The 25,423-nt window shown below is 69.8% G+C and carries 24 protein-coding genes; 17 read left to right on the plus strand and 7 right to left on the minus strand.

Features of this window, described 5'->3' with window-relative positions:
- Positions 1-11: 11 nt before the first annotated feature.
- Positions 12-1,748 (plus strand): phospho-sugar mutase, encoded by a 1,737-nt coding sequence (locus JRI60_RS12490; protein WP_204226073.1) that lies wholly within the window; start codon positions 12-14, stop codon positions 1,746-1,748.
- Entirely contained in the window at positions 1,745-2,416 is a 672-nt protein-coding gene (locus JRI60_RS12495; RefSeq protein WP_204226074.1) for a hypothetical protein, read from the plus strand. Before JRI60_RS12490 ends, JRI60_RS12495 begins: the two co-directional genes overlap by 4 nt.
- Positions 2,417-2,440: 24 nt before the next feature.
- Here JRI60_RS12495 and JRI60_RS12500 read toward each other — a convergent pair whose 3' ends face one another.
- From JRI60_RS12500 to JRI60_RS12515, 4 genes are all read right to left on the minus strand, one after another.
- Positions 2,441-3,037 (minus strand): sensor histidine kinase, encoded by a 597-nt coding sequence (locus JRI60_RS12500; RefSeq protein ID WP_204226075.1) that lies wholly within the window; start codon positions 3,035-3,037, stop codon positions 2,441-2,443.
- A gap of 373 nt (positions 3,038-3,410) precedes the next feature.
- Positions 3,411-4,340, minus strand: coding sequence for an ABC transporter permease (locus JRI60_RS12505; RefSeq protein ID WP_204226076.1), 930 nt, complete (start codon positions 4,338-4,340; stop codon positions 3,411-3,413).
- Positions 4,333-5,466 (minus strand): ABC transporter permease, encoded by a 1,134-nt coding sequence (locus JRI60_RS12510; protein ID WP_204226077.1) that lies wholly within the window; start codon positions 5,464-5,466, stop codon positions 4,333-4,335. The genes JRI60_RS12505 and JRI60_RS12510 overlap by 8 nt, the downstream gene beginning before the upstream one ends.
- A complete protein-coding gene (locus JRI60_RS12515; protein WP_239470781.1) occupies positions 5,459-6,913 on the minus strand; it encodes an ABC transporter ATP-binding protein in 1,455 nt (484 codons plus the stop codon). The genes JRI60_RS12510 and JRI60_RS12515 overlap by 8 nt, the downstream gene beginning before the upstream one ends.
- Positions 6,914-7,072: 159 nt before the next feature.
- On the opposite strand from JRI60_RS12515, the gene JRI60_RS12520 reads away from it, so the two are divergent.
- From JRI60_RS12520 to JRI60_RS12535, 4 genes are read left to right on the plus strand one after another with little or no spacing between them, the layout of a single operon-like run.
- On the plus strand, positions 7,073-8,377 hold the full coding sequence (locus JRI60_RS12520; protein ID WP_204226078.1) for a thymidine phosphorylase: 1,305 nt from the start codon (positions 7,073-7,075) through the stop codon (positions 8,375-8,377).
- A gap of 14 nt (positions 8,378-8,391) precedes the next feature.
- The gene (locus tag JRI60_RS12525; protein WP_204226079.1) at positions 8,392-9,237 is read left to right on the plus strand and encodes a purine-nucleoside phosphorylase; all 846 of its coding nucleotides are present in this window, start codon (positions 8,392-8,394) and stop codon (positions 9,235-9,237) included.
- Complete coding sequence (locus JRI60_RS12530; protein WP_204226080.1) at positions 9,234-9,614, plus strand: PilZ domain-containing protein; 381 nt, start codon at positions 9,234-9,236, stop codon at positions 9,612-9,614. Before JRI60_RS12525 ends, JRI60_RS12530 begins: the two co-directional genes overlap by 4 nt.
- Entirely contained in the window at positions 9,611-10,015 is a 405-nt protein-coding gene (locus JRI60_RS12535) for a cytidine deaminase (protein WP_204226081.1), read from the plus strand. The genes JRI60_RS12530 and JRI60_RS12535 overlap by 4 nt, the downstream gene beginning before the upstream one ends.
- 40 nt (positions 10,016-10,055) lie before the next feature.
- Here the strand turns inward: JRI60_RS12535 and JRI60_RS12540 are convergent, their stop codons facing one another.
- Together JRI60_RS12540 and JRI60_RS12545 are read right to left on the minus strand one after the other, a co-directional pair.
- Positions 10,056-11,090 (minus strand): aldo/keto reductase, encoded by a 1,035-nt coding sequence (locus JRI60_RS12540; RefSeq protein ID WP_204226082.1) that lies wholly within the window; start codon positions 11,088-11,090, stop codon positions 10,056-10,058.
- Positions 11,091-11,212: 122 nt separating this feature from the next.
- Complete coding sequence (locus JRI60_RS12545; protein ID WP_204226083.1) at positions 11,213-12,820, minus strand: carbohydrate-binding module family 20 domain-containing protein; 1,608 nt, start codon at positions 12,818-12,820, stop codon at positions 11,213-11,215.
- A gap of 187 nt (positions 12,821-13,007) precedes the next feature.
- Between JRI60_RS12545 and JRI60_RS12550 the strand changes: the two genes are divergently transcribed.
- The 7 genes from JRI60_RS12550 (at position 13,008) to JRI60_RS12580 (ending at position 19,602) form a co-directional block, all read left to right on the plus strand.
- The gene (locus JRI60_RS12550; RefSeq protein ID WP_204226084.1) at positions 13,008-14,339 is read left to right on the plus strand and encodes a 5'-deoxyadenosine deaminase; all 1,332 of its coding nucleotides are present in this window, start codon (positions 13,008-13,010) and stop codon (positions 14,337-14,339) included.
- 186 nt (positions 14,340-14,525) lie between these two features.
- The gene (locus JRI60_RS12555; RefSeq protein WP_204226085.1) at positions 14,526-15,260 is read left to right on the plus strand and encodes a PspA/IM30 family protein; all 735 of its coding nucleotides are present in this window, start codon (positions 14,526-14,528) and stop codon (positions 15,258-15,260) included.
- A gap of 27 nt (positions 15,261-15,287) precedes the next feature.
- Complete coding sequence (locus tag JRI60_RS12560) at positions 15,288-16,475, plus strand: ABC transporter substrate-binding protein (protein WP_204226086.1); 1,188 nt, start codon at positions 15,288-15,290, stop codon at positions 16,473-16,475.
- Positions 16,476-16,514: 39 nt separating this feature from the next.
- Positions 16,515-17,324 (plus strand): hypothetical protein, encoded by an 810-nt coding sequence (locus JRI60_RS12565; protein WP_204226087.1) that lies wholly within the window; start codon positions 16,515-16,517, stop codon positions 17,322-17,324.
- A gap of 135 nt (positions 17,325-17,459) precedes the next feature.
- Positions 17,460-17,888 carry a hypothetical protein gene (locus tag JRI60_RS12570; RefSeq protein WP_204226088.1) on the plus strand — a complete coding sequence of 143 codons (429 nt, stop codon included), beginning with the start codon at positions 17,460-17,462 and terminating at the stop codon, positions 17,886-17,888.
- 1 nt (position 17,889) lies between these two features.
- Positions 17,890-18,480, plus strand: a complete 591-nt coding sequence (locus JRI60_RS12575; protein ID WP_204226089.1) for a hypothetical protein — start codon at positions 17,890-17,892, stop codon at positions 18,478-18,480.
- 63 nt (positions 18,481-18,543) lie between these two features.
- Complete coding sequence (locus tag JRI60_RS12580) at positions 18,544-19,602, plus strand: YkgJ family cysteine cluster protein (protein WP_204226090.1); 1,059 nt, start codon at positions 18,544-18,546, stop codon at positions 19,600-19,602.
- Between the two features lie 119 nt (positions 19,603-19,721).
- Here JRI60_RS12580 and JRI60_RS12585 read toward each other — a convergent pair whose 3' ends face one another.
- Positions 19,722-20,825, minus strand: a complete 1,104-nt coding sequence (locus JRI60_RS12585; protein WP_239470478.1) for an alpha/beta hydrolase — start codon at positions 20,823-20,825, stop codon at positions 19,722-19,724.
- Between the two features lie 180 nt (positions 20,826-21,005).
- Here JRI60_RS12585 and JRI60_RS12590 point away from each other — a divergent pair, with 180 nt between their 5' ends.
- The 4 genes from JRI60_RS12590 to JRI60_RS12605 are packed head-to-tail and all read left to right on the plus strand — an operon-like array spanning position 21,006 to position 25,376.
- The gene (locus tag JRI60_RS12590; RefSeq protein WP_204226091.1) at positions 21,006-22,616 is read left to right on the plus strand and encodes a hypothetical protein; all 1,611 of its coding nucleotides are present in this window, start codon (positions 21,006-21,008) and stop codon (positions 22,614-22,616) included.
- On the plus strand, positions 22,613-23,308 hold the full coding sequence (locus JRI60_RS12595) for an ABC transporter ATP-binding protein (protein WP_204226092.1): 696 nt from the start codon (positions 22,613-22,615) through the stop codon (positions 23,306-23,308). The genes JRI60_RS12590 and JRI60_RS12595 overlap by 4 nt, the downstream gene beginning before the upstream one ends.
- Positions 23,305-24,588 carry an ABC transporter permease gene (locus tag JRI60_RS12600; RefSeq protein ID WP_204226093.1) on the plus strand — a complete coding sequence of 428 codons (1,284 nt, stop codon included), beginning with the start codon at positions 23,305-23,307 and terminating at the stop codon, positions 24,586-24,588. The genes JRI60_RS12595 and JRI60_RS12600 overlap by 4 nt, the downstream gene beginning before the upstream one ends.
- Positions 24,585-25,376 carry a hypothetical protein gene (locus JRI60_RS12605; protein WP_204226094.1) on the plus strand — a complete coding sequence of 264 codons (792 nt, stop codon included), beginning with the start codon at positions 24,585-24,587 and terminating at the stop codon, positions 25,374-25,376. Before JRI60_RS12600 ends, JRI60_RS12605 begins: the two co-directional genes overlap by 4 nt.
- The last annotated feature ends 47 nt before the right edge of the window (positions 25,377-25,423 follow it).

Below are 25,423 nucleotides of genomic sequence, written 5' to 3' on the forward strand. Positions count from 1 at the left end.
GAGGGGTGCACATGGACGTGACGGGATTGAAGGAGAAGGCGGAGGCGTGGCTGCGGGCGGACCCGGACCCGGCCACCGTGGAGGAGCTGCGGGGCGTGCTCGCGCGCGGCGACTGGGCGGACATGGCGGACCGCTTCGCGGGCGACCTGGAGTTCGGCACCGCGGGCCTGCGCGGCGTGATGGGCGCGGGGCCCAACCGGATGAACCGCGCGGTGGTGCGGCGCACCACGGCGGGCTTGGCGCGCTACCTCAAGGCCACCGTCCCGGACGTCACCACCCGGGGCGTGGTGGTGGGCCGCGATGGCCGCCGGCTGAGCGCCGAGCTCGCCGAGGACACCGCCTGCGTGCTCGCCGCCGAGGGCATCCCCGCGCACGTCTTCCCCCAGCTGGCGCCCACGCCCCTCACCGCCTTCGCCTGCCTGCACCTCAACGCCGCGGCGGCGGTGATGGTGACGGCCAGCCACAACCCGCCCGAGTACAACGGCTACAAGGTGTACTGGGGCAACGGCGCTCAAATCATCCCGCCCCATGACAGGGGCATCGCCTCGTTCATCTCGAAGGTGGAGCCCGCCAACCAGGTGGAGCTGCTGTCCCCCGCGGAGGCGCACGCGCGCGGGCTGTGGAGCGACGTGCCGGACTCGCTGGGCGACGCGTACCTGGACGCCATCCTCAAGCTGCGCGTGCATGGGCGCGGCTCGGACTCGCTCTCCATCGTCTACACCGCCATGCATGGCGTGGGCGGCGTGTGGATGGAGCGGGCCATGAAGCGGGCGGGCTTCTCCCACTTCCACGTGGTGGCCGAGCAGCAGCAGCCGGACGGGGCCTTCCCCACCGTGCGCTTCCCCAACCCCGAGGAGCCTGGGGCCATGGACCTGTCCACGGCCACCGCCGAGCGGGTGAAGGCGCAGCTGGTGCTGGCCAACGACCCGGACGCGGACCGGCTGGCGGCGATGGTGCGCGACGGGGCGGGGAAGCTGCGCATGCTCACCGGCAACGAGGTGGGCGTGCTGCTGGGCCACTACGTGCTGGTGCAGGGGCCCACGCGGCGGGGCAAGCCCCACGTCATCACCACCATCGTGTCCTCGACGCAGCTCGGGGCCATCGCCCAGGAGCTGGGCGTCGCGTACGACGAGGTGCTCACCGGCTTCAAGTGGATCGCCAACCGGGCCCTGGAGCGCGAGAAGGCCGAGGGCACGCAGTTCGTCTTCGGCTACGAGGAGGCGCTCGGCTACACGGTGGGCACCGTGACGCGGGACAAGGACGGCATCGGCGCGGCGCTGGTGTTCGCGGACCTGGCCGCCTGGTGCGAGTCGCGCGGGACGACGGTGCTCGGCTACCTGGAGGAGATTCAACGCCGCTTCGGCCTGTACGTGAGCGCGCAGCGCAACTTCACCTTCCCGGGCGCCGAGGGTGCGCAGGTCATCTCGCGCATCATGGAGGGCTTCCGCCGCTCGCCGCCCACGCGCGTGGGGGAACTGCCGGTGAGGAGCGTGCTGGACTACAAGAAGGGCGAGAAGCTGCCTCCGTCCAATGTGCTCGCCTTCGAGCTGGAGGGCGGCGGCCGGGTGACGGCGCGTCCGTCCGGGACGGAGCCGAAGATCAAATACTACTTCGAGCTGAAGGAGACCTTGGGCTCCGGCGAGCCGGTGGAAGCCGCGCGCGCCCGGGGAGAGGCCCGGCTCCGACAGTTCATCGACGCCTTCATCGCGCTGGCGCGCGAGCGGGGGCAGCCGGAGGTGGGTGCGTGAAACGCGGTATTTCGATGGGTGTGTTGTTGGGCCTGCTGTGCGTCTCGAGCGTCGCGATGGCGCAGGAGGGCGTGTCGTACGGCCGGGGCCAGGGCTGGTCCGTGCTGTCGGGCCAGACGTTGGGCAATGGCACCGCGCTGGTGGGCCAGGTGGGCTGGCCGGGCCTGTCTCTGGGCCTGCTGCACGGGGCCACGAACAAGTTCGACATCGGCGGCAAGCTCAGCTTCAACTACGGCCGCGAGGGCATCGTCACCAGCGTGGTGCCGGGGCTGAAGCTGCAGGCCTGGCTGCGGCTGATGCTGCTGGAGTCGTCGCGGGTGAACCTGGGCCTGAGCTTCGCCCCCGGGCCCTTCTTCTACTTCTACGAGCGCTACACCGACGTGGGGCTGTCGCTGCCCATCGCCCTCACCGTGGGCATCCCCGTGGGCAGCGCGCTCATGCTCAACGTGGGCCTGGATGTTCCCTTCTACGTCATCTTCGGCTCGGGGGGCGGCCCCGTCTTCCCCATCCTCGTGGGCGGCGGGTTGGAGTACTTCGTCGACCGCAACCTCGCCGTTACCTTCAACGTGCGGATGGGACCGTCCATCTTCCCCTACGACGACTTCCGCTACCGGGGCCGGGCGCGCTTCACCATGGAGGCGATGTTCGGCATCGCCTACCGGCTGTAGCCGCCACCACGGGGCCCGCGAGCGCTACCAGCTCGCGGTGCCCTGGTCCGGCAGCTCCACCGTGACGGTGGTGCTCGTCAGCCCCACGCTCTTCACCTTGAAGCCTCCGCCCAGGGTCTCCACCAGCTCGCGCGCCATCTTCAGGCCCGCCTGGGGTGCCTCCCGCGCGAGGGCGGTCGCCTCGGCCTCCGGCAGCTCGCGTGCCGGGTAGTGCACGCGGAAGGTGGGGCCGTAGTCCCCGAAGTCGTCCTGCGGCTCCACCGTCAGCCGGACGGCGCGGATGCTGTCCCCTCCGCTCCGGCGCGCATCCACCGCGTCGGCGATGAGGTGGAGCAGCACCTGCTCCAGCCGCTGCCGGCTCACCCGCGCGAACACCGGCTCCGCCGGCAGCTCCAACTGCACCTCGCGGGTCTCCACGTGCCCGGTGGCCTGGAGCAGCGCCACCGCGTGCCGCGTCAGCGCGCAGACATCCAGGTGCTGCACGTCGGTGCCGTCCAGGGCGCCCGCCGCGCTGAGATGACCGCGGCCCTCGCCGTTCGTCGCCATCATCCGCCGCGGCCCATAGGCCATCGCCACCGCGCTCATCGCGTCACCTCGTGTCTCGTGTGTGTCTGATTTCACGTCGGGCCCCCCTCCCTCGTCCCAGGACGCCGACCTCTCTCCTCCGTCCCCCGTCCCCACCACCCTCGCGTCCAGCGCCAGTCGCTGAGCCGAGGACCCTTCACGAGCCCCTCGGCTTCGCCGCGTACCCACCCCCCTGGCGTGCCACATAGTTCATGCGATGCGCATGCCGTCTGGGTGGCCTTCACGCCTCGTATGTCCGGCGGGAGACGGTGGGCTCCTTTTTGCTGGAAATTCACGAACTTGGGGCGTCACCCGTTGAAACGCCCGCCGCACCCGTCCTCTGCCTCGGACGCGAGGGTGGGTCGGAGGCAACTCGCAGTCTCGGGTGACCCGGGTCCAGGGAGACCCGGGCCGTGGCTGGGCGCACCGGTCAGCGGGATTCCTGCTCGTAGGGGGTGCCGAGGGCGGCGGGGGCGTGGGTGCGCTGGCCCTGGAAGGCGAGCAGCACCAGCGTGAGCAGGTAGGGCAGGGCGAGGAGGAAGCCCTGGGGCACCACCTCGGCGAGGCCCGGGGCGCTGGAGGCCAGGCCGATGCGCAGCGCGTTGCCGGCGGCGAAGAAGAGCGAGGCGAAGAAGGCGCCCAGGGGCGTCCACCGGCCGAACACCGTGGCGGCCAGGGCCATGAAGCCGAGGCCGGCCGGGGTGTGCTGCTCGAAGCGGTCCAGCACGGCGGTGGAGAGGGCGGCCCCGCCCAGCCCGGCGAGCATGCCGCCGCCCACCACGGCCAACCAGCGCAGCCCCGGCACGGACAGGCCGAGGGTGGCCACCGCGTGGGGCTTGTCGCCCACGGCGCGCAGCCGCAGGCCTAGCGGCGTGCGGTACAGCATCAGGTGGAAGGCGAAGGGCAGCGTCAGGGCGATCCACGTGAGGGCCGAGTGGCCGGAGAAGGCGCGCAGCAGGGGCACGTGGGACAGGAAGGACAGGTGCCAGCGGGTGAGCTGTTGGATGGGGGGCGTGCCGTTGGGCCCGTAGAGGGCCTCGAGGAGGTAGGTGCCGCCCGCGAGCGCCACGAGGTTGAGGGCCATGCCGGACACCACCTGGTCCGAGCGCCAGCGGATGCTCAGGTAGCCGTGCACGGCGGCCATGGCGCCACCAGCGAGCATGCCCACCAGCACGCCCAGGGGGGTGGGGACGGTGATGGCCGCCACGGCCGCGCAGAAGGCGCCCGCGCGCATCATCCCCTCCACGCCCACGTTCACCACGCCGGAGCGCTCGGAGAGCGTGGCTCCCAGGGCGCCGAAGAGGAGCGCGGGGAAGTACTCCAGCGTGGAGGCCAGAAGGGCTTCCAGGATTTCAAGCACGGGGCACCTCCGGGCTCGGCTCCGGCTGTTTGTTGGGAGCCGTGGGCACCACCCGTCGGCGTAGCAGGGCGAGCCACACCATCCGGCCCGCGACGAAGAGCAGGGCCAGGCCCTGGATGAGCTCGGGGTAGCTCTTGTGCACGCCCAGCAGCTGCATGCGCGTGCCGCCCGCGCGCAGCACTCCGAAGAAGAGGGCGGACAGCGCCACGCCCAGCGGGTGGTTGCCGCCGATGAGCGAGATGGCGATGCCGTCGAAGCCGTACGGGGCGCCCAGGGAGCCCGGGTAGCGGAACTCGGTGCCCAGCACCAGCACCGCGCCGGCCAGGCCCGCGAGCGCTCCCGCCAGGCCCATGGCCTCGAGGGTGCGGCGGGCCACGGGAATCCCCGCGGCCCGGGCCGCCTCGGGGCCCAGGCCCACCGCGCGTGTCTCGAAACCCTGGCGCAGCCGCGCGAGCCACACCCAGATGGCCAGCGCCACCGCCAGCGCCAGCGGGAAGCCCAGGTGCAGGCGCGACATCTCCCCCATCAGCCGGGGCAGCTGCGCGCTGGTGGCGATCTCCGCGGTGCCCGTGGTGGAGAGGTTGGTGCCGGCTCCGGCCCGGAGGGGACCCACCGCCAGCCAGTTGTCCACCAGGCTCACCGCCACCCAGTTGAGCATGATGGTGGAGATGACCTCGTGGACGCCGCGGGTGAGCTTGAGCACCGCGGCGATGAGCGCCCACAGGCCGCCGGCCACGCCGGCCGCGAGCAGCGCCGCCAGGATGTGCAGCGCGGAAGGCAGCGCCAGCTGGGCGCCCACCACCGCCGCCGCGAGCGCGCCCACCAGCATCTGCCCCTGGGCGCCGATGTTGAAGAGGCCCACCTTGAAGGCCACCGCCACGGACAGCCCGGTGAAGAGGAGCAGGGCGGCCTTGATGGTGGCCTCGCCGAGAGGCCGGGTCAGCAGGGTGACGCGGCCCCCGTCGAGGTACGCCGCCCAGTCGCCCAGGCCTCCGCGCAGCATGTGCAGGTAGGCCCCGGTGGCCGTCTCCGCGTCGCGCGTGAGGGCGATGAACACCCAGCACACCGCCAGGGCCAGGAACACGGAGAGGACGGAGGGGAGCACCGCGCGCAGCCGGTCACCCATGGACCACCTCCTGGCCGTTGCCGCCGAGCATGCGCCGGCCGATCTCCCGCTCGTCGAACTCGGGGCGGGTGAAGGTGCCGGTGACGCGCCCCTCGAAGAAGACATAGATGCGGTCGGACAGGGCCAGGACCTCCTCCAGATCCAACGAAACGAGCAGGACACCCGCGCCCCGGTCGCGCGCCTCGCGCAGCTTCGCCTGCACCTGCGCCACCGCGCCGATGTCCAGGCCGCGCGTGGGCTGCACCACCACGAGCAGCTTCGGCGCCGCGTCCAGCTCGCGCGCCACCACCACCTTCTGCTGGTTGCCGCCCGAGAGCGCCTGCAGCGGCACCATCGGGTCCGGCGGCCGCACGTCATAGGCCTTCAGCAGCCCCTGGGTCCGCTCGCGCCGGCCCTCGAAGTCCACCCGGAGCCCCTTGGCGAAGGGCGCCTGGTCCTGTCTCCCCAGGGCCACGTTCTCCTCCACCGTCATGGCCTTCACCACCGCGCGCCACAGCCGGTCCTCGGGCACGTGCCCCACGCCTCGGTGCCGGGCCTCGGCGGGCGTCAGCCCCGTGAGCGGCGCGCCCAACAGGTGGCCTCCGCCCTCGTCCAGGGGGCGCAGGCCCGTGAGCACCTCGGCGAGCTCGCGCTGGCCGTTGCCGTCCACCCCGGCGATGCCCACGATTTCTCCCGCGTGCACCTCCAGGGACACCCCGCGCACCGCCGGCCGCCCGTCGGCCCCTCGCGCCCGGAGGCCCCTGGCCTCCAGCAACTTCTCTCCCTGGGGCGGGTGGTACGTCTGGGCCTCGGCCTGGGGGACGCGCGACTCACCCACCATCAACGCGGCCAGCTCCGCGCAGCTGGTGTTGGCGGCGCGTACCTCGGCCACCAGCTTGCCGCGCCGCATCACGGCGACCCGATCGGCCACGCTCAACACCTCGCGCAGCTTGTGGCTGATGAAGACCACCGTGCGCCCGCCCGCCGCCAGGCCGCGCGCCACCCGGAAGAGGTCGTCCGACTCCTGGGGGGTGAGCACGGCGGTGGGCTCGTCGAGGATGAGCACCTGGGCGCCCCGGTGGAGCGCCTTGACGATCTCCACCTTCTGCTGCGAGCCGACCGTGAGGGTGTCCACCCGGGCGCGGGGATCCAGCTTGAAGCCGAAGCGCTCGCAGGTGGCGGCCACCTCCGCGCAGGCGCGGTCCAGGTCCAACCGTCCCCAGCGCGAGGGCTCGCGGCCGAGCACCACGTTCTCGGCCACCGTCAGGGTGGGGACGAGCATGAAGTGCTGGTGCACCATGCCGATGCCCCGGGCGATGGCGTCCCTGGGGCTGCGCAGACGCACCGGCTGACCATTGGCGAGGATGTCACCGGAGTCGGCCTGATAGAGCCCATAGAGGACGTTCATCAGGGTGGACTTGCCGGCGCCGTTCTCGCCAACCAGGGCGAGCACCTCCCCGGCGGCGATGTCCAGCGACACGTCGTCCAGGGCTGTCACGGCGCCGAAGCGCTTGTGGATGTGCTGGAGGGAGATCAACACAGTCCACCTTTATCAGATGGGAGGTGGGTGACGGCGGGCCTTTCTCCCGGTGCATGTCTGGCCGCCTTCCTGCTATGGCCTGTAGCCGTGAGACCCTACGAGCTCATCAAGGCGAAGCGGGATGGGAAGAAGCTGGCGCCCGAGGACATCCGGGCGTTCATCGAGGCGTACACCTCGGGGGCGGTGCCGGACTACCAGATGTCCGCCCTGTGCATGGCGGTGTTCTTCCGGGGGCTGGACGCGGTGGAGCTGGGCGCCTGGGCGAGGGCGATGCTCGAGTCCGGCGAGGTGGTGGACCTGTCGGACACACCGGGCGTGAAGGTGGACAAGCACTCCACGGGCGGGGTGGGGGACAAGGTGTCCCTGAGCCTGGCGCCGCTGGCGGCGGCCTGCGGGGTGCCGGTGCCGATGATCTCGGGCCGGGGCCTGGGGCACACCGGAGGGACGGTGGACAAGCTGGAGTCCATCCCTGGCTTCCGGATGGACGTGCCGGTGTCCGAGTACCGCCGGTTGGTGCGCGAGGTGGGGTGCTGCCTCATCAGCCAGACGGCCTCCATCGCCCCGGCGGACAAGAAGCTCTACGCGCTGCGGGACGTGACGGCCACGGTGGACTGCATTCCGCTCATCGCCAGCTCCATCATGAGCAAGAAGCTGGCGGAGGGCATCGACGCGCTGGTGCTGGACGTGAAGGTGGGCAGCGGGGCCTTCATGAAGAAGGTGGAGGACGCGCGCACGCTGGCCCGGACGATGATTGGCATTGGCGCGGAGATGGGCCGCAAGGTGACGGCGCTGCTCACGGACATGGATCAGCCGCTGGGCCGCGCGGTGGGCAACGCGCTGGAGGTGGTGGAGGCCGTGGAGATGCTGCGCGGCCGGGCGCCGGAGGACTACACGGAGGTGACGCTGGCGCTCACCGCGGAGATGCTGGTGCTGGGGCGCAAGGCGGCCTCCGTCGACGAGGCGCGTCAAAAGCTGGCGCGGGCCATCCAGGACGGGAGCGCGGTGCGCAAGTTCAAGGAGATCGTCCAGGCGCAGGGGGGAGACCCTCGGGCCATCGACGACTACGGACTCTTGCCGCGGGCGCGCTCCACGGTGGATGTGCTGGCGTCGCAGGGGGGCTTCGTCACGGCCATCGACACGGAGGCGGTGGGCATGGCGGCGGTGGTGCTCGGCGCGGGGCGCCAGCGGGTGGACAGCATCATCGACCCGGCCGTGGGCTTCACCCTGCTGCGCAAGGTGGGCGAGCCCGTGAAGGCGGGGGAGCCGATCGTCCGCATCCACTTCAGCGAGGAGGGACCGGTGAAGGAGGTGAAGGAGCGACTGCTCGCGGCCTATCACTTCGGGCCCCAGGCCCCCGCGTCCCGGCCGCTGGTGGTGGAGCGGTTGGAGTAGGATTCGGAGCGACGATGGGGCTCTACGAACAGGTGCAGGAGACGGTAGGGGCCATCCGAGCGCGGGCCGGGAGCATCGCGCCCAAGGTGGGCATCATCCTCGGCAGCGGGCTGGGCGGCTTCGCCGACGGTCTCGAGGACAAGGTGGTCCTCCCCTACGCGGACCTGCCGCACTTCCCCCACTCGTCGGTGCCGGGCCACGCGGGCCGGCTCGTGCTGGGCCGCGTGCGCGGTGAGCCGGTGGTCGCCATGCAGGGCCGCGTGCACGCCTACGAGGGCTACACCCCGGCCCAGGTCGCCTTCCCCGCGCGGGTGCTGTGCGCGCTCGGCATCCACACGCTGGTGGTGACCAACGCCGCGGGTGGGGTGAACCTGGACTTCAGGCCGGGTGACCTGATGGTCATCACCGACCACCTCAACCTGTCGGGATACAACCCGCTGACCGGGCCCAATGACGATCGGCTCGGGCCCCGCTTCCCGGATATGACCACGGCCTACCCGGCGGTCCTCCAGGCCCAGCTGAGGGAGTCGGGGCGGCGCGTGGGCGTGGAGCTCAAGCGGGGGGTCTACGCCATCCTCGCCGGCCCGGCCTACGAGACGCCGGCCGAGATCCGCATGCTGCGCCACCTGGGCGCGGACGCGGTGGGCATGAGTACCGTGCCCGAGGTCATCGCCGCCAACCACATGGGAGTGCGCGTGGCGGGCGTGAGCTGCATCACCAACCTGGCGGCGGGCATCGGCGGGAAGCCCCTGACGCACGAGGAAGTGGCCGAGACGGCCCACCGGGTGAAGGATCTCTTCACCCGACTCCTCGAGGATTTCCTTCCCACGGTGGCCCGAGCGGGAGCGAGCAAGGCATGAACGAGCAGTCCAATGACAGAATCCGGGTGTCGGATGACGAGCGGCGGGAATCTCCCCGTGTGTCGATGCGCTTCCTCGTGAGGCGGGCGGACACCGCGGACATGTTCGAGTCCCGGGAGGGCAACCTGTCGCTCGGGGGCTTCGCCTGGTTCGGAGCGGCCCTGCCGGTGGGCTCGAAGGTGGAGGTCCGCTTCACGCTGCCCGGCTCCATCGACGAGTTCCTCCTCCGGGGCGAGGTGCTGAACGTGGGGCATGGCTCGAAGGGCTCGTCCGCGCACGCGCGCTTCCTGGAGCTGCCGGTGGAGGCGGAGATGCGCATTGCCCGCTATCTCGATGACCTCGAGCTGGCGGAGTCCAATCCACGAGGTGGCGCATGAGCGCGGAGATTCCCTGGGAGCAGCTGTTCGAGGCGGCGACGAAGGTTCGCGAGCGCGCGCACGCGCCGTACTCCCGGTTTCCGGTGGGGGCGGCGGTTCTCTACGCGGACGGCTCGGTGGTGACGGGCTGCAACGTGGAGAACTCTTCCTATGGGCTCTCCGTGTGCGCCGAGCGTGGCGCGTTGGCGGCCGGAGTGGCGCAGGGGCGCAGCCGGCCGGTGGCGATAGCCATCGTGGTGGACACGCCCACCCCGTGCCCCCCGTGTGGCATGTGCCGGCAGGTGATGCTGGAGTTCGCCCCGAAGGAGCTGCCGGTGCGCAGCCGCAACCTCAAGGGAGACGAGGCGCGCTACTCGCTGGGCGAGCTGCTGCCGCACGCCTTCACGAGCGACTTCCTCTGACGGAGGGGCACCGTGACGTGCGCCCCCCGGCCGGGTCGAGCTACCCCAGCTGACCCTGGGGCGGGAAGCCGTGCTGCTCCCGCCCCTCGTTCCCGTCGAACTGCATCGACGTCTTGAACAGCTCGAAGCGCCCGTCGGCGGCCAGTGGCGCCACCCGGTTGCGCAGGGCCGCCATCTCCTCCTTCGTCATCGGCTTGAAGCCGCGCGCGATGGCCAGGTTCTGCTGGAGCACCTCGGGCGAGTCGATTCCGCTGATGGTGACGGCCACCGGCAGGCTCATCGCGTAGCGGATGGCCTCCTGGGGGGTCACCACGCCCTTCTTCACCGGCTCGGCGTTGCCGCTCAGGCTCTTCATTCCGAGAGGGGCCATCTTCCGCCGGAGGACCTCGGGGAGGACGCGCTGCTCGAAGCTGCGGAAGGTGCCGTCGAACACGTTGAGCGGCATCTGCACCGCGTCGAACGGGAAGCCGTGCCGGAGCATCTCGAGGTGCAGATCCGGGTGCTTGTGCCCGGTGAAGCCCACGAAGCGGACCTTGCCCTGCTTCTTCGCCAGCTCCAGCGCCTCCACCACTCCGCCCTTCTTGAAGTGGAGCTCCGGGTCGTTGGCGTAGACGACCTCGTGGATCTGCCAGAGGTCCAGGTGGTCCGTCTGGAGCCGCCGCAGCGAGTCCTCCAGCTGCTTCATGGCCACGTCCTTGCCACGGCCATGCGTGCAGACCTTGGTCATCAGGAACGCCTTGTCACGCCGGCCTCCCTGGAGGGCCTTGCCCATGATCTCCTCGGAGCGGCCCTTGTTGTAGTCCCAGGCGTTGTCCAGGAAGTTGATGCCCGCGTCGAGCGCCTCCTGGATGATGCGGATGCCGACCTGCTCATCCTTCGGTGCGCCGATGTGAAAGCCGCCGATGCCGAGCGCCGAGACCTTCACGCCCGTCTTTCCGAACGGCCGCATGGGGATGGCATCCGGCGCCGGGGCGGCGCTGCCCTGGTCGGCCTCGGCCTCTCCCGCGACTCCGGCTCCCGCGGCGAGCGCCGCGATACCGGCCAGCTGCAAGAACTCCCTGCGCGACGAATCCATTCTCTCCTCCGGTGATGGGCCGCGGCTCATGCTGGTGCGGCGTGGCGCGGTGCGGCACCCCCTCGAATGCGCCTGTGTCGGGTGGCGTATAGGAGGGGGTGCGCGGAGGAGGCGACGGGGGCTCAGAGCTTGAAGTTGCCGTCGTTGCGCGTGGCGGTGCTGCCACAGGCCGGAGTGGTGAACTCGCGGTTGCCACTGGTGGTGGTCTGGTTGCTCTCCCAGGCCGCCGTGGAACCATTCCACTTCACGTACTTGTACTGGGTGGCGGTGGAGGGCGGCAGCTGCGCCGTGCCGCTCCAGGTGGCGTTGGCGCCGGTGCCCTGGATGGTCAGCTTGAAGCCACTGGCCGGGGTCCAGTTGCCCAGCACGGTCTGGTTGCCCACCACGTAGAGATCCTGCCCGAAGGTGGTGTTGGCGTTGGCGATGCTGAAGGACACCGACACCGTGGTGCACGTCCCACCGCCGGTGCCCCCCTTCGTCCACACCGCGTAGCCGCTTCCGGACGCGGCGAGCGTCCAGCCGGTGCCCGGATTCCAGTCCGTGCCGCCGATCTTCATCGCCGTGTTGCCATTGATGATGGCCGCGTACAGGCCGTTCTCGGCCCGCTGGATGGCCACCGTCGACGTCGAGGTGATGCCCTGCGCCTTGCGCACGTCCATCAGCGCCTTGATGGCCGCCTTGAGGTTCCAGTCATAGATGTGCGGGTAGTACACTGCGGGGATGCCGGGGTGGGTGAGCACGTAGGCATAGCCCTGCATCACCTTGTCGCAGGGCACGGGCCAGTGGCGCTGCCCGACGTTGCAGTTCTCGCTCGGGCCCGTGTCGTGGTTGTCCACGAACGTCACCATCTTCTGCGCCCACCAGCCGATGCCACCCGCCGGCTTGCTCGTGCCGTCCTTCAGCCGTCCGTACTCGTTGTAGGTCAGCGCCTGGTTGAGCAGGCCCTTCGTCGTGAAGTCGAACACGCCGCACGTCCCGCCCGTCCCGTCGATGTAGTTGATCAACAGCTGCCGGTGAGCATCCACGTTGCTGTAGTTGAGGTCGGTCCACACCTCGCCCACGCAGAAGTCCGGCGCCATGGCGTCGTGGTAGAGCTTCGCGTAGCCCGGGGCGTAGCCCTTGGAATAGTCGTAGCGGATGCCGCTGAAGCCCACACCCTTGAGCCGGCTGCTCAGCCAGTTCTTGAGGTCTCCCTGCACCACCGAGTTGCTGTGGTCCAGGTCGCGCGCGGCGCCGTAGCCATCGCCCGAGTCCACGGCCCCCGTGCCCTGGCCCCACTCATCGTTGGACGTCACCGCGTAGCTGCCCCAGCTGGGGTTGGTGAAGTCGGCCCAGTTGGCGGTGCCTACCCGGTGGTTGATGACGACGTCCGCCACGACCTTCACCCCGCTGTTGTTGAAGGCGGTGATGGCGTTCTTCAGGTCGGTCTCGCTGCCATAGCTCGAATTGAGGACGTTGAGCTGCCGGGGCAGATAGCCTTCCTTGGCCGCCGAGTCGCTCGGCGGCGGGAACCACACGTGCGTGAACCCCATGGCTCCCAGGTCCGACGCCTTGCTGGAAAGGACGCCGTACCAGTTCGGGCTCGTGGCGCTGGCGGAGTTCCAGTGGAAGCCCTGCACGAGGATGGCGCTGCTGGCCTGGGCTTGCTGCGTGGCGGCCTGGACCGGCGCCGCCTCCGTGAGCACCGCGGTACACGCCACCGTGACAAGACAGGGTATCAGTCTCTTCATGGGCTCTTCTCCCGGGGTAAAGATTTACTACTGGGTGCGCGTTTTGCTGGGAGAGAACCGGTCTGTCAATTTTTTCAGAAAGTAATTTATTTACAAATATTACGCGCCTGGGGGGAGTGTCGTGTCGGATTCAGGACGAAGCCCCGGGCCGGTGGGGGCGGCGGTCCGTGATAAGACCCGGCGGACCGTGGACCTGCTCCTGACCAACGGCCTGATCGTCACCATGAACCGTGAGCGCGAGGTGCTCGCGGAAGCCGATGTCCTCATCCAGGATGGGCGCATCGCCCGGTTGGGGCGGAACATCCGCACGCGAGGCGCGGGCCTGCGCGTGCTGGACGTCACCGGCAAGGTGGTACTGCCCGGCTTCATCCATGGGCACCTGCACGCCTGCCAGACGCTCTTTCGCAACCGCGCGGACGGGCTGGAACTGCTGGACTGGCTGCGCGAGCGCATCTGGCCCTTCGAGGCCGGGCACGACGCGGACTCGCTGAGGGCCTCGGCGGACCTCACCTTCGCCGAGCTCATCCGCTCGGGGGCCACGGCCGCGCTCGACATGGGCACGGTGCGCCACTACGACACCGTCTTCGAGTCCGCCCGGGACTGCGGCTTCCGGCTCACCGGCGGCAAGGCGATGATGGACGCCTCCGACGTGCCCACCGGCCTGCACGAGTCCACGGAGGCCTCACTGGCGGAGAGCCTGGCGCTGCTGGAGCGCTGGCACGGCACCCACGGAGGCCGGCTGCGCTACGCCTTCGCGCCGCGCTTCGTGCTCTCCTGCACGGAGAAGCTGCTGAAGGAAGTGGCGCGCCTGGCCCGGGAGAAGGGCGTGCGCATCCACACCCACGCCAGCGAGAACCGCACCGAGTGCGACGTGGTGCGCGAGCGGGTGGGCCGCGACAACATCGCGTATTTCCACGAGCTGGGCCTCACGGGCCCGCACGTGACGCTGGCCCACTGCGTGTGGCCCACCGAGGAGGAGCGGGGCCTGCTGCGGGACTCGCGCACGGTGGTGTGTCACTGCCCCGGCTCCAACCTCAAGCTGGCCTCGGGCATCGCCCCGGTGCCCGAGCTGCTGGACGCGGGAGTGACGGTGTGCCTCGGCGCGGACGGCGCGCCCTGCAACAACAACCTGGACATGTTCGTGGAGATGCGGCTGGCGGCGCTGCTGCACAAGCCACGGGTGGGGCCCCGGGGCATGCCTCCGGAGCGCGTGCTGGAGATGGCCACGCTCGGCGGCGCTCGCGCGCTGGGCCTGGAGGCGGAGGTGGGCTCGCTGGAGGAGGGCAAGCGCGCGGACATCACCGTGGTGGACCTCTCCGACCTGCACTCCACTCCGTCCGACCCCCGGGACGTGCTCTCGCCGCTCGTCTACTCCGCCCAGTCCCGCGACGTGGTGCACGTGCTCATCGACGGGAAGCTCGTCCTCAAGGACCGCGTCCTGCTCACCCTGGATGCGGCCTCCGTGGCCTCCAGTGCCCGCCAGCACGCCGGGCGTATCGCCTCCCGGACCCGCCGGTGAGGCCGCGCCCGCCTCGCGGGTAGGGGTCGCTCGCACTCCGAGCGAGCCTGGGAGGGCCCCCCGGGCGTCGGCTGGCAATCACCACCGTTCGCCGAGCGTAGATCCGTGGCATACGCCATACGTGGAAAGACGGTGGGTTGGTGTAAGGTCGTGGGACTCGATTTTGGGAGGAGGTAGTCAGCCGCCATGTGGCATCGATTCAGAAGGGCAATGCGGAGCTTCTTCGGTTTCTTCGTCTCCTCCATCGAGGATCCTGAGCTCATCCTCGAGCAGAACGTGCGTGACCTGAACGATCAGGTCCCGAAGATGAACGAGTCCATCGCCATGGTGCGGGCGAACGTGACGCTGCTGGAGAAGGAGAACGCGAAGTACAACCAGGACATCCGGGAGCTGACGGCCAAGGTGAAGGCGGCCATCCAGGCGGGCCGGGATGACCTGGCGGCGCAGTACGCCACCAAGCTGCAGACGGAGAAGGGGGCGCTGGAGCGCAACGAGCTGCAGCTGGCCACGGCGAAGCAGGCGTACGAGAAGGCGCTGAACCTGAAGAAGGTCTTCATGCGCGAGAAGGAGAAGAAGACGCAGGAGGCGATGAACGCCATCCGCGACGCGCGCCGCGCCCAGTGGCAGTCCAAGGTGGCCGACGCGATGGAGTCCTTCACCGTCGCCGGCATCGACCAGACGCACGACGAGATGCTGCGCAAGGTCCAGGAGAAGGCCGCCGTCAACGAGGCGCGCATGCAGATGGCGCTCGAGTCGGTGGACCACCAGGCCGTGCAGATCGAGGAGGACGCCGAGCGCCTCCAGGCCATGGACCTGGTCAAGCAGATGAAGATGGAGATGGGCCTGGACAGCCCCGCGCCGGTCTCCGAGGTCGGTGGTGGCACCGAGAAGACCATCGGCAAGAAGGTGGAGATCAAGTAGTCCCGTGGGACGGAGGAGGCCGCTCTGATGGCAGTGCAACGCGGACCCGGCCTCACCCCGTTCGTCGGCCTGTGTGTCCTGGCGGTGGGGTACCTGCTGGCCTCGCGGCTGGGGTACCTGGATCGGCTGCAGGCGCGCTTCTTCCCGGCGGCGAAGGAGGCCGTGCGCCTGTCTCCGGGAGACTTCCCCGCGGGAGTGGCGGCACCGGTGGCGGACGTGGCCTCGGTGCCGCTGCGGCCCACGCTCATCGGCTTCACCGCGCGTGGCTCGGCGGCGGCGCTGCTGCTGGCCACCGGAGGGGCCTCGACGCTGGACAACCCCGGGCCTCCGCCGGGCGCGGCGCAGGGCGTGCTGAAGACGGCGTACGCCATGGACGCGCGCGCCGTCGTCTTCCCCACCGAGGAGGAGCTGCGGCAGGCGCTGTCGGTGGGGGCCGAGCACGGTGGCGTGGACATGGCGGCCATCTCGGTGGACCGGCTGGCGGCGTGGATGCCGTCGCTGCGGGACGCGGCGCCACGCACGGTGATGTTGCTGGGGCGCAGCCGGGGGCAGGAGGCGCTGGCGGCGGTGGGAGTGCCGGACCTGGCCTCGCTGCGAGGCAAGCGGCTGGGGGTGTACCCCACGAGCTCCTCGTACTACTTCACGCTGTGGGTGCTGTCGCGCGCGGGCCTGCGCATGGCGGACGTGCGGTGGGTGGACCTGCCCTCCACGCTGGACGCGGGCCGGGCGTTGCGCGAGGGCCGGGCGGACGCGGTGGCGGGGCTGTGGGGCGACGTGGAGCTGGCCGCGCGGGACAGGGGCGGCGCGGTGCTGGCCACCACGGCGGATGCGCCGCACCTGCTGGCCACGGTGCTGGTGACGCGGGGGGACTACGCCGCGCGCTATCCGGACGCGGTGCGCCGGCTGATTCGTGGGCTGCTGGACGCGAGCGGCGCCGTCCTGAAGGACCCGGGGCCCGGCGCGCGGCTGTTGGGCGAGGTGGCGCCCTACCTGGGTGACCCCACCGAGGCCATCCGCAGCGCGCCTCCGGCGACACTGGCGGACAATCGGGCCTTCTTCGGGCTTTCCGGCGAGGCGCCCGTCACCTATGACGAGCTTTTCCAGAGCGCCTCGGCGCTCTATCGAAAGATCAAGCGCACGGCGGCGGTTGTGCCGGCCGAGGACACCCGCGACCTCGGAGCGCTGAAATACGTGTCGGAGGCGCGAGGGCCCTGAGCCCTCTGTCCGCGAGGCGCCTCCCTGGCGAGGACTTCCGTGGCCCGCACTCCGAACTTCCTGAAGGCCGCCTTCCTGATGCCCGCCAACCTGGTGGGACTGCTGACCGCCGGAGCGTCCTCCGCCATGACGGGAGAGCTGCTGCCGTCGCTGGTGGCGCTCGGGGTGGAGGGCGTGTACCTGGGGGTGGCGATCTCCTCGAAGCGCTTCCAGCGCGCGGTGCGCGCGAGCCAGCCGGGAGCGAAGGACGAGGAGGCGGCACGGCAGCAGATGGAGTCGCTGCTGGCGGATCTGGCGCCCTCGCAGCGCGAGCACTACCAGGTGCTGGTGGGGCTGAAGGAGAAGATCCTCGCCAACTACGCGAAGCTGCCCGGCGGGCGGGTGCTGTCGGCGAGCAGCGAGCAGCGGCTGGACACGCTGCTGACGTCATTCCTGCGGCTCATCTCCACGCTGAACCAGTACCGCACGTACCTCAACTCGGCGGAGCGGCAGTCGCTGGAGAAGGAGGTGCGCCTGCTGGAGGCGGAGGTGGCGCAGGAGGCGAATCCACGGCTGAAGGACGTGAAGGAGAAGCGGCTGGACATCCTGAAGCGGAGGCTGGCGCGCTTCGAGCAGGCGAGTGAGAGCCGCGAGGTGGTGAGCCACCAACTGGCGAGCATCGAGGACCTGATGCGGCTGACGCACGAGCAGTCCATCGCCATCCGAGACCCGGAGACCGTCAACCGGCAGCTGGATGCGCTCAGCGCCGAGGCGCACGCCACGGACGAGACGGTGCGCGAGATGGAGCGCTTCCTCGACTTCACCGAGGAGACCTCGGGCCCGCTGCCGCACGGCACGCGCGTGCGGTAGGGGACACCGCGCGACATGGGCCGTTTCAGGGCCTCGGTGACTCTCCGCATACTGGCTTTCGAGGGTTCCGGCTCACGGAGTCACGGAGGCACCATGCATGGGAGGGTCCTGGGGCGATTGCTTCTCGCCGGGGCGATGGCGCTCCTCTTGGATGCGTGCGCGACCGCATCCGGCGGACACATTCCTCCGTCTGCTTTCGAGTTCCACGAGATTGTGTCCAACGAGGGGCCACTGCCAGGTGGGTGGAAGGTGGCTCAGGTCAACATCCTGTTGGCCCGGGTCTCGCGGTACAAACCATTGCAGGCCTGGTGTGATCTCGAAATTGGAATCCCCCTTGAGAACTGGAAGCGCTCCCTGACGGATTCGCTCGCGCAGCGTAAGTCAGCGCAGGCCTCGGATGCGGCGGCTCAACTTGTGCTGCGTGGGAATGAGACGGTTTCCGTTCTTGCCTGCAATCAGTTCAGGGATGAGACGAGGCGTCTGCTGGAGCGGAGCCTCTTTGGTGTCAGGGTGACGAAGTTCCTCACGCTGGGTATCGAACCCAAATCCTTTCCTGAGGATTGAGATGCAAGACGTCATGGATGCGCGGTTCTCAGCAGGTGCACTCGTCGACCTCGTGCACCGGTACTACCCAGCGGGGATTCATGGCGATGATCCGCGACATAGGGAGAGCGAGGAATACCGACGATTGACCGCTGCGCGCCTGTCGGCCCAGACAGATGACTCGGCTTGGAAGGGATTCCGGCAGCGCATTCGCGAGCAACTCCCTGGATGTGTGCAGTGGGAGTTGCCTGGCCTGCTCTACGACCCGAGCCGTCGCGTCCGGGTTTATTTGCCGGACACGCAGAAGTCCGATCGCACGAGGAATGCCATCGTGGTGTTTACGAGCATCCTGGCTCCAGTACATATCCTCCATGCTTCCCAAGAGATGGATTTGGGCGAAGAGGAGACAACTTCCCAGGTGTGGTTCCCTCCGTTTCCACCTGAGTTCCAATCTCTCGAAGCGAAGCTGGATGCGCTCGTGCGTGACTCGTTCGGGACCGTCCGGTTGCCCAATGAGATTCTCTTCACCCCCGTGCCGGACCTCCAGGTCGGCAACACCGACTTCGGAAAGGTGCAACTCCTCCACTGCCTCTTTACCGATAACATCTGGTGACCCTCCTTCCGGCGGTCACTCCTGATAGGCTGCGGGCCTTTCCGTCTCGTCGAAGGGGTCCCGATGCTGCGCCGCTACATGGGAGACAAGCCGAAGCGCGAGTACACCAACTCGTGCACGCCGTGCATGGCCCTCAAGCAGCAGGTGGCCTGCAACGAGCTGTGTTGCCGCCACTTCCTCGTGATGATGGCCCAGGAGGACCTCGACGAGGGACTCCTTCCCCAGCCTCCCTTCCTCGATGTCCTCAAGAAGGCTCCTTCGGGTCACTGCTTCTACTTCGACGAGAAGACCACCGCCTGTGGTGCCTGGGACAAGCGCCCCCTCGTCTGCCGCTCCTATGACTGCCGCGATGATGGTTTTCGCGCGGCCATGGTCCGCGACCATGTCAACCCGCCCGAGGCCCACTTCGTCTCGGAAGAGCCTCGCACCTGCGAGGGCTGCGGGGCCGGGCTCTCGCTGTTGATGGGGTGCGCGGCCTCGTGTGATGGGCGCGCCGTGTGCATCGCGTGCGGCGCGGGTTACTCCGTCGCCTTTCACTATGCGGAGCGGCGCTTCGACATCCGCTATGTCTCGGACCTGGAACCCCGCAGGCAGCGCGAGTACCTCCTTCAATCGTTCCTCTACCGTGCGCGCTGGGCGGAGGCCCTCGCCGTCCTCGACGAGCTGCTCGACCAGACTCCCGACCGGGAGGATCTGCGCCTGGAGCGCGCCGTCGTCCTCGCCGAGCTGGGCAGGCGGGATGAGGCCCGCGGGCTTTTGGAGGCCAGTCCGGTCCTGGAGTCCGCGCTCGAGCTCGCCTGGCTCGATCGCCTCGATGGCCGTCTGGATGAGGCTCGGAGTCGGCTCGAGGCCGTCTTCCCCCGCCTCCCCGAGGGCTCACAGGTTCGCGCCATGACGCAGCTCGGTAAGGTTGCTCGTCAGCAGGGGGACGTCGGCACCGCGGCCCTCTGGTTCGTCAAGGGGTTCTCCCTCCATCGCAAGCACTCCCGGCCGAACGCCGCGCTCAAGGAACTCGTCATGGAACTGTCCCGGGGTGCTCCGCACGAGCGCGCCGCCGTCCAGAGCGCCCTGGCCGGACAGGACGTGGCTCCGGACCTGCGACGGGATGTCCAGGGCGAGTAGGGTTCAACCCTGGGATTCGCCAGACCCTCACCCCGTCCCTCTCCCAGAGGGAGAGGGTTGAACCCCAGGGCTTCGCTACCCTCACCCTTTCCCTCTCCCGAAGGGAGAGGGGTGGGGACTCAGTAGACCGTGCTCTGCCACGGGAACAGGTAGGTCAGCGGGATGTTGAGTCGCGCCGCCCATGAGGCCTCGTTGTGCCCCGCTCCCTGCGCCACGTAGGAGTACAGATCCTTTCCCTGTACGTACCCGTCCGCTACCAGCGCGTCCCTCATCCGCGTCGTCTCCGTCAGGCCGTCGCCGTTCGTCCCCGCGTCGATGTAGATGTTCACCGCTACCTTCGTGGTGGTCGCCTCCACCTGCTGCGTCAGCGCCTGGTTGTTCCACCAGAATGAGCTCGACATCGCCGCCAGCTTCCCGAAGACCGCCGGGTTGCGCCTCCCGATGTAGAACGACACCAGCCCTCCCAGTGACGAGCCGATGAGCGCCGTGTTCGTCTTCGTCGTCAGCGTCCGGTAGTTCTGGTCGATGTACGGCTTCACCGTGTCGAGGATGAAGCGCTCGTACTTGTCCGCGCCCCCTCCGCCATACTGCGGATCGCAGCAGGGCGTGTACTCATAGATGCGGTTCGAGCCACCATTGTAGATGCCCACGATGATGACCTCGTCCATCGAGCCGTTGCCGATGAGCGCGTTGGTCGTCTCGTCCATGCGCCACTCGACGCCGCCAAAGGCGGTGGAGGGATCGAAGAGGTTCTGACCGTCGTGCGCGTACAGCACCGGGTAGCGCTTGAGCGGGTTCTCCGAGTAGCTCGGGGGAAGGTAGATGGCGAGGTGGCGCGTGTTGCCGAGTTGCGGCGAGGAGATGTTGTAGACGTACTGCAGCCGCCCCGAGGCCGCGCCGAAGAAGGGGTAGAGGTCCACCGTGGCACCGGCCTTGATGAGGTAGTTGGCGCCGGTGGACCAGGTCACGTCGTTGACGAGAGGTTTGAGCTCCACGTCGCCCACGGTGTTCGCCCAGGTCAGCGTCCAGATGTTGCCCGTGGTCCAGGTGGCGTTGGTGCCAGTGGTCCAGGACAGGGGGGTCTTGCTGCCTCGTATCGTGATGCGGTTGCCGTAGCCGACGTCGTAGTGGACCCGGACTGTGGTGGCCTCCGCCGCCGTGCCCAGGAGCAACAGCACGAGTGCCGCCAGCAGGCCAGCCCCGCGCGTCATGGATTCGTACATGGTGTGTCGTGCCTCCCTGTGAGAGTCGCCGCCTCCTTGGACTTGCCCGGGCATGGGTCGATCACCCATGCTCCCAGTGCGAATCCCGGTGGGGCAAGGTCAGCCCCTGGACGGGTGGCCGGTGCCCGCCGTACGAATGAATTTGACTCCGGGCCCTGGGCCGTCTGCACTCCCGTTCCTATGCTCCGCCGCGCCTCACCCTGGCTCCTGCTCCTGTTGCTCGTGTTCGCCGGCTGTTCCCGCTGCGGCGAGAAGCAGGGCGCGCTCGGGACGAAGACGAGAGACCCCGCCCGCTTCCTTCCTCGCGGCGCCCAGGCCGCCCTCGTCGTTCCAGATCTCGGCGCTCTCGGCGAAAAGCTCGCCCGCTTCCAGAACCTCAAGCTGGCCAACTTCGTCGCCCAGCTCCAGAACGCCCAGTCCGCCGAGGCCTATGTCTCCAGTGTCATGCGCCAGGTGGGCGTGGACCTGCGTAACCGTCAGGCAATAGAGGCCGCTGGCATCGACCCCGCCCGGGGCGCCGGTGTGGCCCTGCTCAGCGGCGGCCAGGCCTTCTCCGTGCTCGGCGTGAAGGACGAGAAGACCCTCACGGAGACCTTCGCCAAACTCGCTCGCGACCGTCTCGGGGCCTCTCAGCGCGCCGAGCAGAAGAGCCCCGGTGGCACCCTCGTCAGCTTCAGCCGGCCCGGCGCGCAGCAGCCCTCGCTCGGCCTCCTCTTCACCGACGGCTACGCCCTGCTGGGCGCCGGCCCCATGGTGGCCCAGCTCTCCGGCTACGCCACGCTGCCCGCCGACAAGTCGCTCGCGGAGGAGCCCCTCCTCTCCGCCTCCCTCAAGCGGCTCCCCGCCGAGCGCGACTTCTATGCCTTCCTCCCCGGCGGCGTCGGCTTCCTCGTCCCGGCCGGCACCACCCAGTCCGTCACCGTGACGGGCTCGCTCGGCGAGCGCGCGGTGACGCTGCGCATGGACTCGCCCTGGCCGGACACCCAGGCCTCCCTCTCCGCGCTCGTCCCGCAGCAGGCCCCGGAGCTGCTCGGCTATTTGCCGGAGGACAGCTTCCTCGTGGCGCGCTACCGGGGAGACCCCTCGCAGCTCAACGGCATCTGGCCCTACCTCGCCGGCTCCTACGTCACCCGCGCCGTGCAGGAGAGCGGCTTCGACGTCAAGGGCGAGGTGCTCGACAAGTTGAAGCCGGGCCTCGTCGCGGGCGTGGCCCTGGCTCCCACCGTGCAACTCACCGGGGGCATGCCCTCGCTGGACCCTCGGCGCACCAACCCCTTCCGCTACGTGCACCTCGTGGTGGTGGGCGAGGCGAAGGACACCACCAGCTTCCCCGCCACCCTCGAGAAGCTGCCCGCCATCGCCCCTCGCTTCGGCGCCGAGGTGAAGCCCTCGGACCTCGCCGGCCAGCGCGTCTACCTGACCTCCTACCGCCAGGGCGAGGGCGCTCACTTCGCAGCGGTGGGGGACAAGCTGACGCTCGCCGCGCCCCAGTCCCGTCTCGAGGCGGCGCTCACGAAGCTCCAGGGCCCCGCCGGCAACATCCCCGTGGCCGAGGACCTGCGTGGGGTGCTCCAGGGTCCCGTGCTGGGCGCGGTGGTGGACCTGCGGCGCCTCTCCGACGCCGTGAAGGCGCTCCCCTCCGAGGCCTGGGGCATCGGCGGCTTCGCCATCAAGGCGACCACCGTTCGCTGGCTGGACGCCACGGATGACCTACGCGCGGTGACGCTGGGCCTCTCCGAGAAGGAGAAGGCCCTGCAAGCCGAGCTCACCCTCTGGTTGGCACCCCATTGATACGCGCTCGCGACATCGTCAAGCAGTACAGGGATGGGGACGGCACCGAGGTGCGTGTCCTCGATGGCCTCTCACTCGACGTGGCGGACGGTGACTTCGTCGCCGTGGTCGGCCCTTCCGGCAGTGGCAAGTCCACGCTGCTGCACCTGCTGGGCGGCCTGGACGTGCACTACCAGGGCGAGGCGGAGGTGGCCGGTGTGAAGCTGTCCGGCCTGAAGGACAAGGAGCTCGCGCGCTTCCGCAACCAGCACGTGGGCTTCGTCTTCCAGTCCTTCCACCTCATCCCCAACCTGTCCGCGGTGGAGAACGTGCTGATGCCCTCGCACTTCGGCCCGGTGAGCCTCGAGGCCCGCAAGCGCGCCGAGTCCCTGCTCGACCGGGTGGGGCTGCTGGCCAAGAAGGACCGCGCTCCGATACGGCTCTCCGGCGGCGAGCGCCAGCGCGTGGCCATCGCCCGCGCCCTCTTCACCGGGCCCAGGCTCCTCCTCTGTGACGAGCCCACCGGCAACCTCGATGCCGCCACCGGCGCTGGGGTCATCTCGCTCTTCCAGGAGCTGCACCGCGAGGGCCTCACCCTGCTCACCGTCACCCACGAGGAGCGGATGAGTTCGGCGGCCAGGCGCGTGCTGCGCCTCAAGGAGGGCCGGCTCGTCGAGGAGTCCCAGCCGGCGCTCGCGGGAGGTGCGTCATGAGGCTGGCGGCGCTGTCCCAGCTGGTGCGCCAGAGCCTCGTGCGCGAGCGGCGGGGGGCGTTCTTCTCCGCCTTCGGCGTGGCCATGGGCGTGGGGGCGCTCGTCTTCTTCCTGGGTCTGGGTCTGGGGGTGGGCCGCGTCATCCGCGAGCGCGTCTTCCCCGCGGACGCGCGGCTGGTGGACGTGGTGCCTCCGGCCGTGTCGCTCGGCTCGTTCCTCGGGGGCGGCAAGCTGGACACCGTCATGGTGGAGCGCCTCCAGGCGCTGCCCGAAGTGGAGACGCTGTACCGGAAGATGAACGTGCGCGCCCCCGCGGCGAGCCGCTACGACGGTGACTTCTTCGGCCGCAAGCTGCGCATGGGCGTGGATGTCCTCGCTGTGGGGGTGGACCCCGGCCTCGTCGAGGGCGACGTGCGGATGAACAAGTTCGTGGACCCGGGGCCGGGTCAGCCCCTCCCGGGTCTCATCTCCACGCGGCTGTTGGAGATCTACAACAACACCTTCGCCCCGGCCCGCAAGCTGCCGAGGCTCGCGCCGGAGATGCTCGTCGGCTTCACCTTCCCGGTGGACTTCAACCGCTCCTACGTGTCCGCCCCGCTGCCGGGAGCCCCCGTCATCTCCTCCCAGGTGCAGGTGGTGGGCGCCTCCGACCGGGCGCTGCTCGCGGGCGTCACCATTCCCCTGGACGCGGCCATCCGCCTCAATCGCGAGATGGGCCAGGACACGGAGACGTACTCCGGCGTCACCCTGGTGGCCTCCAGCCCCGGTGCCGTGCCGGGCCTCGTGGAGGCGGTGAAGGAGATGGGTCTGGAGATCGACGACCAGGAGCGGCGGCTCGCGGAGAACGTGGGCGCGGCGGTGGCCCTCACCACGTCCGCGCTGGCGCTGCTCTCCATCCTCATCTGCGTGCTCGCGGCGGTGAACATCGCCCACGCCCTGAGCGCCTCGGTGCGCGCACGCGCCAAGGAGATTGGTGTCATGCAGGCGGTGGGCGCCTCGCGCTCGGACGTGCGCAACATCGTCCTCGCCGAGGCTGGCGTGGTGGGGCTGGCCGGGGGGCTCCTGGGCACGCTCGCCGCGATCGTCCTTGCACTGGTCGTGGACAGGCTCGCGTCCTCCTACCTCCCACAGTTCCCCTTCAAGCCCGAGAGCTTCTTCTCCTTCCCCTGGCCCGTGGTGGTGGGCGGGGTGGTGCTCGGACTGCTCGCCGCGGTGGCCGGCGCCTGGTTCCCCAGTCACCGCGCCGCCGCCACCGACCCCGCACGCACGCTCGCCGGATGACGCTGCCCAAGACCAAGACGCTCCTCGCCAACGTCGTCTGCCTGCTGGTCCTCGCCTGGCTCTACGGGGGAGACCTGAGCGACGCCCTGCGCGCCCGGAGCGCCGAGGTATCCGCCTTCCTCGCGCTTCCTCCGCTGGTGTGGCCCGCCGTGGTGCTGGCCGTCACGACGGGGGCGCTCGGGGTGGTCGTCTGGGGCGTCCTGCGCGGGCGGGGCGAGGACTTCAAGGGCTACCGGCTGCTGCCCATCGTCCTGGTGGGCGCGCTCTTCCTCGACCTGGTGCTCGTGGAGAGCCAGGTCCCGCTGCGCTCCGAGGACGTGGCCGTCCTGTCGCTGCGCCACCTCCAGGAGCAGGCCCAGGCCCTGAGCAACGGCCGCACCGTGCCCTCGAACCCGGAGGTGCTGCGGCGCCTGGTGGCGGACATGGGCCAGCCGCCCTACCTCGTGCGAGGGGCGCGCGCTCCCTCCTGGTCGCTCCAGGTCCGGTCGAACTGCCAGGGGCCCGTCCGGGAGGCCCCTGGTCTGACCGTGGGGACGTTCATCTACTGCGTGGCGCCCGGGGACGCACATGCCTGGATCACCCTGGTCGGCCTGCCGGCGGGCGAGCGCTTCGGCCTGCCCGCGGTGGTGTCCGAGGACGGTGAGCCGCACGTGGGGATCGTCCAACCCACACCCCCAGAGGAAGGGGAGGAGTCGGAGCCTTTCCGGGAGCCACCGGGGACTCCGGCCGCCGATGTTGCCCCGGAGTCCACAGACGCCGGGGAAGTGGCTCCGGCCCCCAACCCCTGAGAACCACGGGGGGAGCGCCTGGGCGAGGTCCGCCTCCGGAGACGACC

The sequence above is a fragment of the Archangium violaceum genome (assembly GCF_016887565.1).
GTDB lineage: Bacteria > Myxococcota > Myxococcia > Myxococcales > Myxococcaceae > Archangium > Archangium violaceum_B.

What these genes read in the sequence shown, in the direction of transcription:
- JRI60_RS12575 (WP_204226089.1), top strand. Translation starts at nt 17,890, where the DNA reads ATGCAAGACGTCATGGATGCGCGGTTCTCAGCAGGTGCACTCGTCGAC.
- JRI60_RS12570 (WP_204226088.1), top strand. Translation starts at nt 17,460, where the DNA reads ATGGCGCTCCTCTTGGATGCGTGCGCGACCGCATCCGGCGGACACATT.
- JRI60_RS12580 (WP_204226090.1), top strand. Translation starts at nt 18,544, where the DNA reads ATGCTGCGCCGCTACATGGGAGACAAGCCGAAGCGCGAGTACACCAAC.
- JRI60_RS12600 (WP_204226093.1), top strand. Translation starts at nt 23,305, where the DNA reads ATGAGGCTGGCGGCGCTGTCCCAGCTGGTGCGCCAGAGCCTCGTGCGC.
- JRI60_RS12545 (WP_204226083.1), bottom strand. Translation starts at nt 12,820, where the DNA reads ATGAAGAGACTGATACCCTGTCTTGTCACGGTGGCGTGTACCGCGGTG.
- JRI60_RS12605 (WP_204226094.1), top strand. Translation starts at nt 24,585, where the DNA reads ATGACGCTGCCCAAGACCAAGACGCTCCTCGCCAACGTCGTCTGCCTG.
- JRI60_RS12510 (WP_204226077.1), bottom strand. Translation starts at nt 5,466, where the DNA reads ATGGGTGACCGGCTGCGCGCGGTGCTCCCCTCCGTCCTCTCCGTGTTC.
- JRI60_RS12555 (WP_204226085.1), top strand. Translation starts at nt 14,526, where the DNA reads ATGTGGCATCGATTCAGAAGGGCAATGCGGAGCTTCTTCGGTTTCTTC.
- JRI60_RS12560 (WP_204226086.1), top strand. Translation starts at nt 15,288, where the DNA reads ATGGCAGTGCAACGCGGACCCGGCCTCACCCCGTTCGTCGGCCTGTGT.
- JRI60_RS12530 (WP_204226080.1), top strand. Translation starts at nt 9,234, where the DNA reads ATGAACGAGCAGTCCAATGACAGAATCCGGGTGTCGGATGACGAGCGG.
- JRI60_RS12535 (WP_204226081.1), top strand. Translation starts at nt 9,611, where the DNA reads ATGAGCGCGGAGATTCCCTGGGAGCAGCTGTTCGAGGCGGCGACGAAG.
- JRI60_RS12590 (WP_204226091.1), top strand. Translation starts at nt 21,006, where the DNA reads ATGCTCCGCCGCGCCTCACCCTGGCTCCTGCTCCTGTTGCTCGTGTTC.
- JRI60_RS12490 (WP_204226073.1), top strand. Translation starts at nt 12, where the DNA reads ATGGACGTGACGGGATTGAAGGAGAAGGCGGAGGCGTGGCTGCGGGCG.
- JRI60_RS12525 (WP_204226079.1), top strand. Translation starts at nt 8,392, where the DNA reads ATGGGGCTCTACGAACAGGTGCAGGAGACGGTAGGGGCCATCCGAGCG.
- JRI60_RS12540 (WP_204226082.1), bottom strand. Translation starts at nt 11,090, where the DNA reads ATGGATTCGTCGCGCAGGGAGTTCTTGCAGCTGGCCGGTATCGCGGCG.
- JRI60_RS12585 (WP_239470478.1), bottom strand. Translation starts at nt 20,825, where the DNA reads ATGTACGAATCCATGACGCGCGGGGCTGGCCTGCTGGCGGCACTCGTG.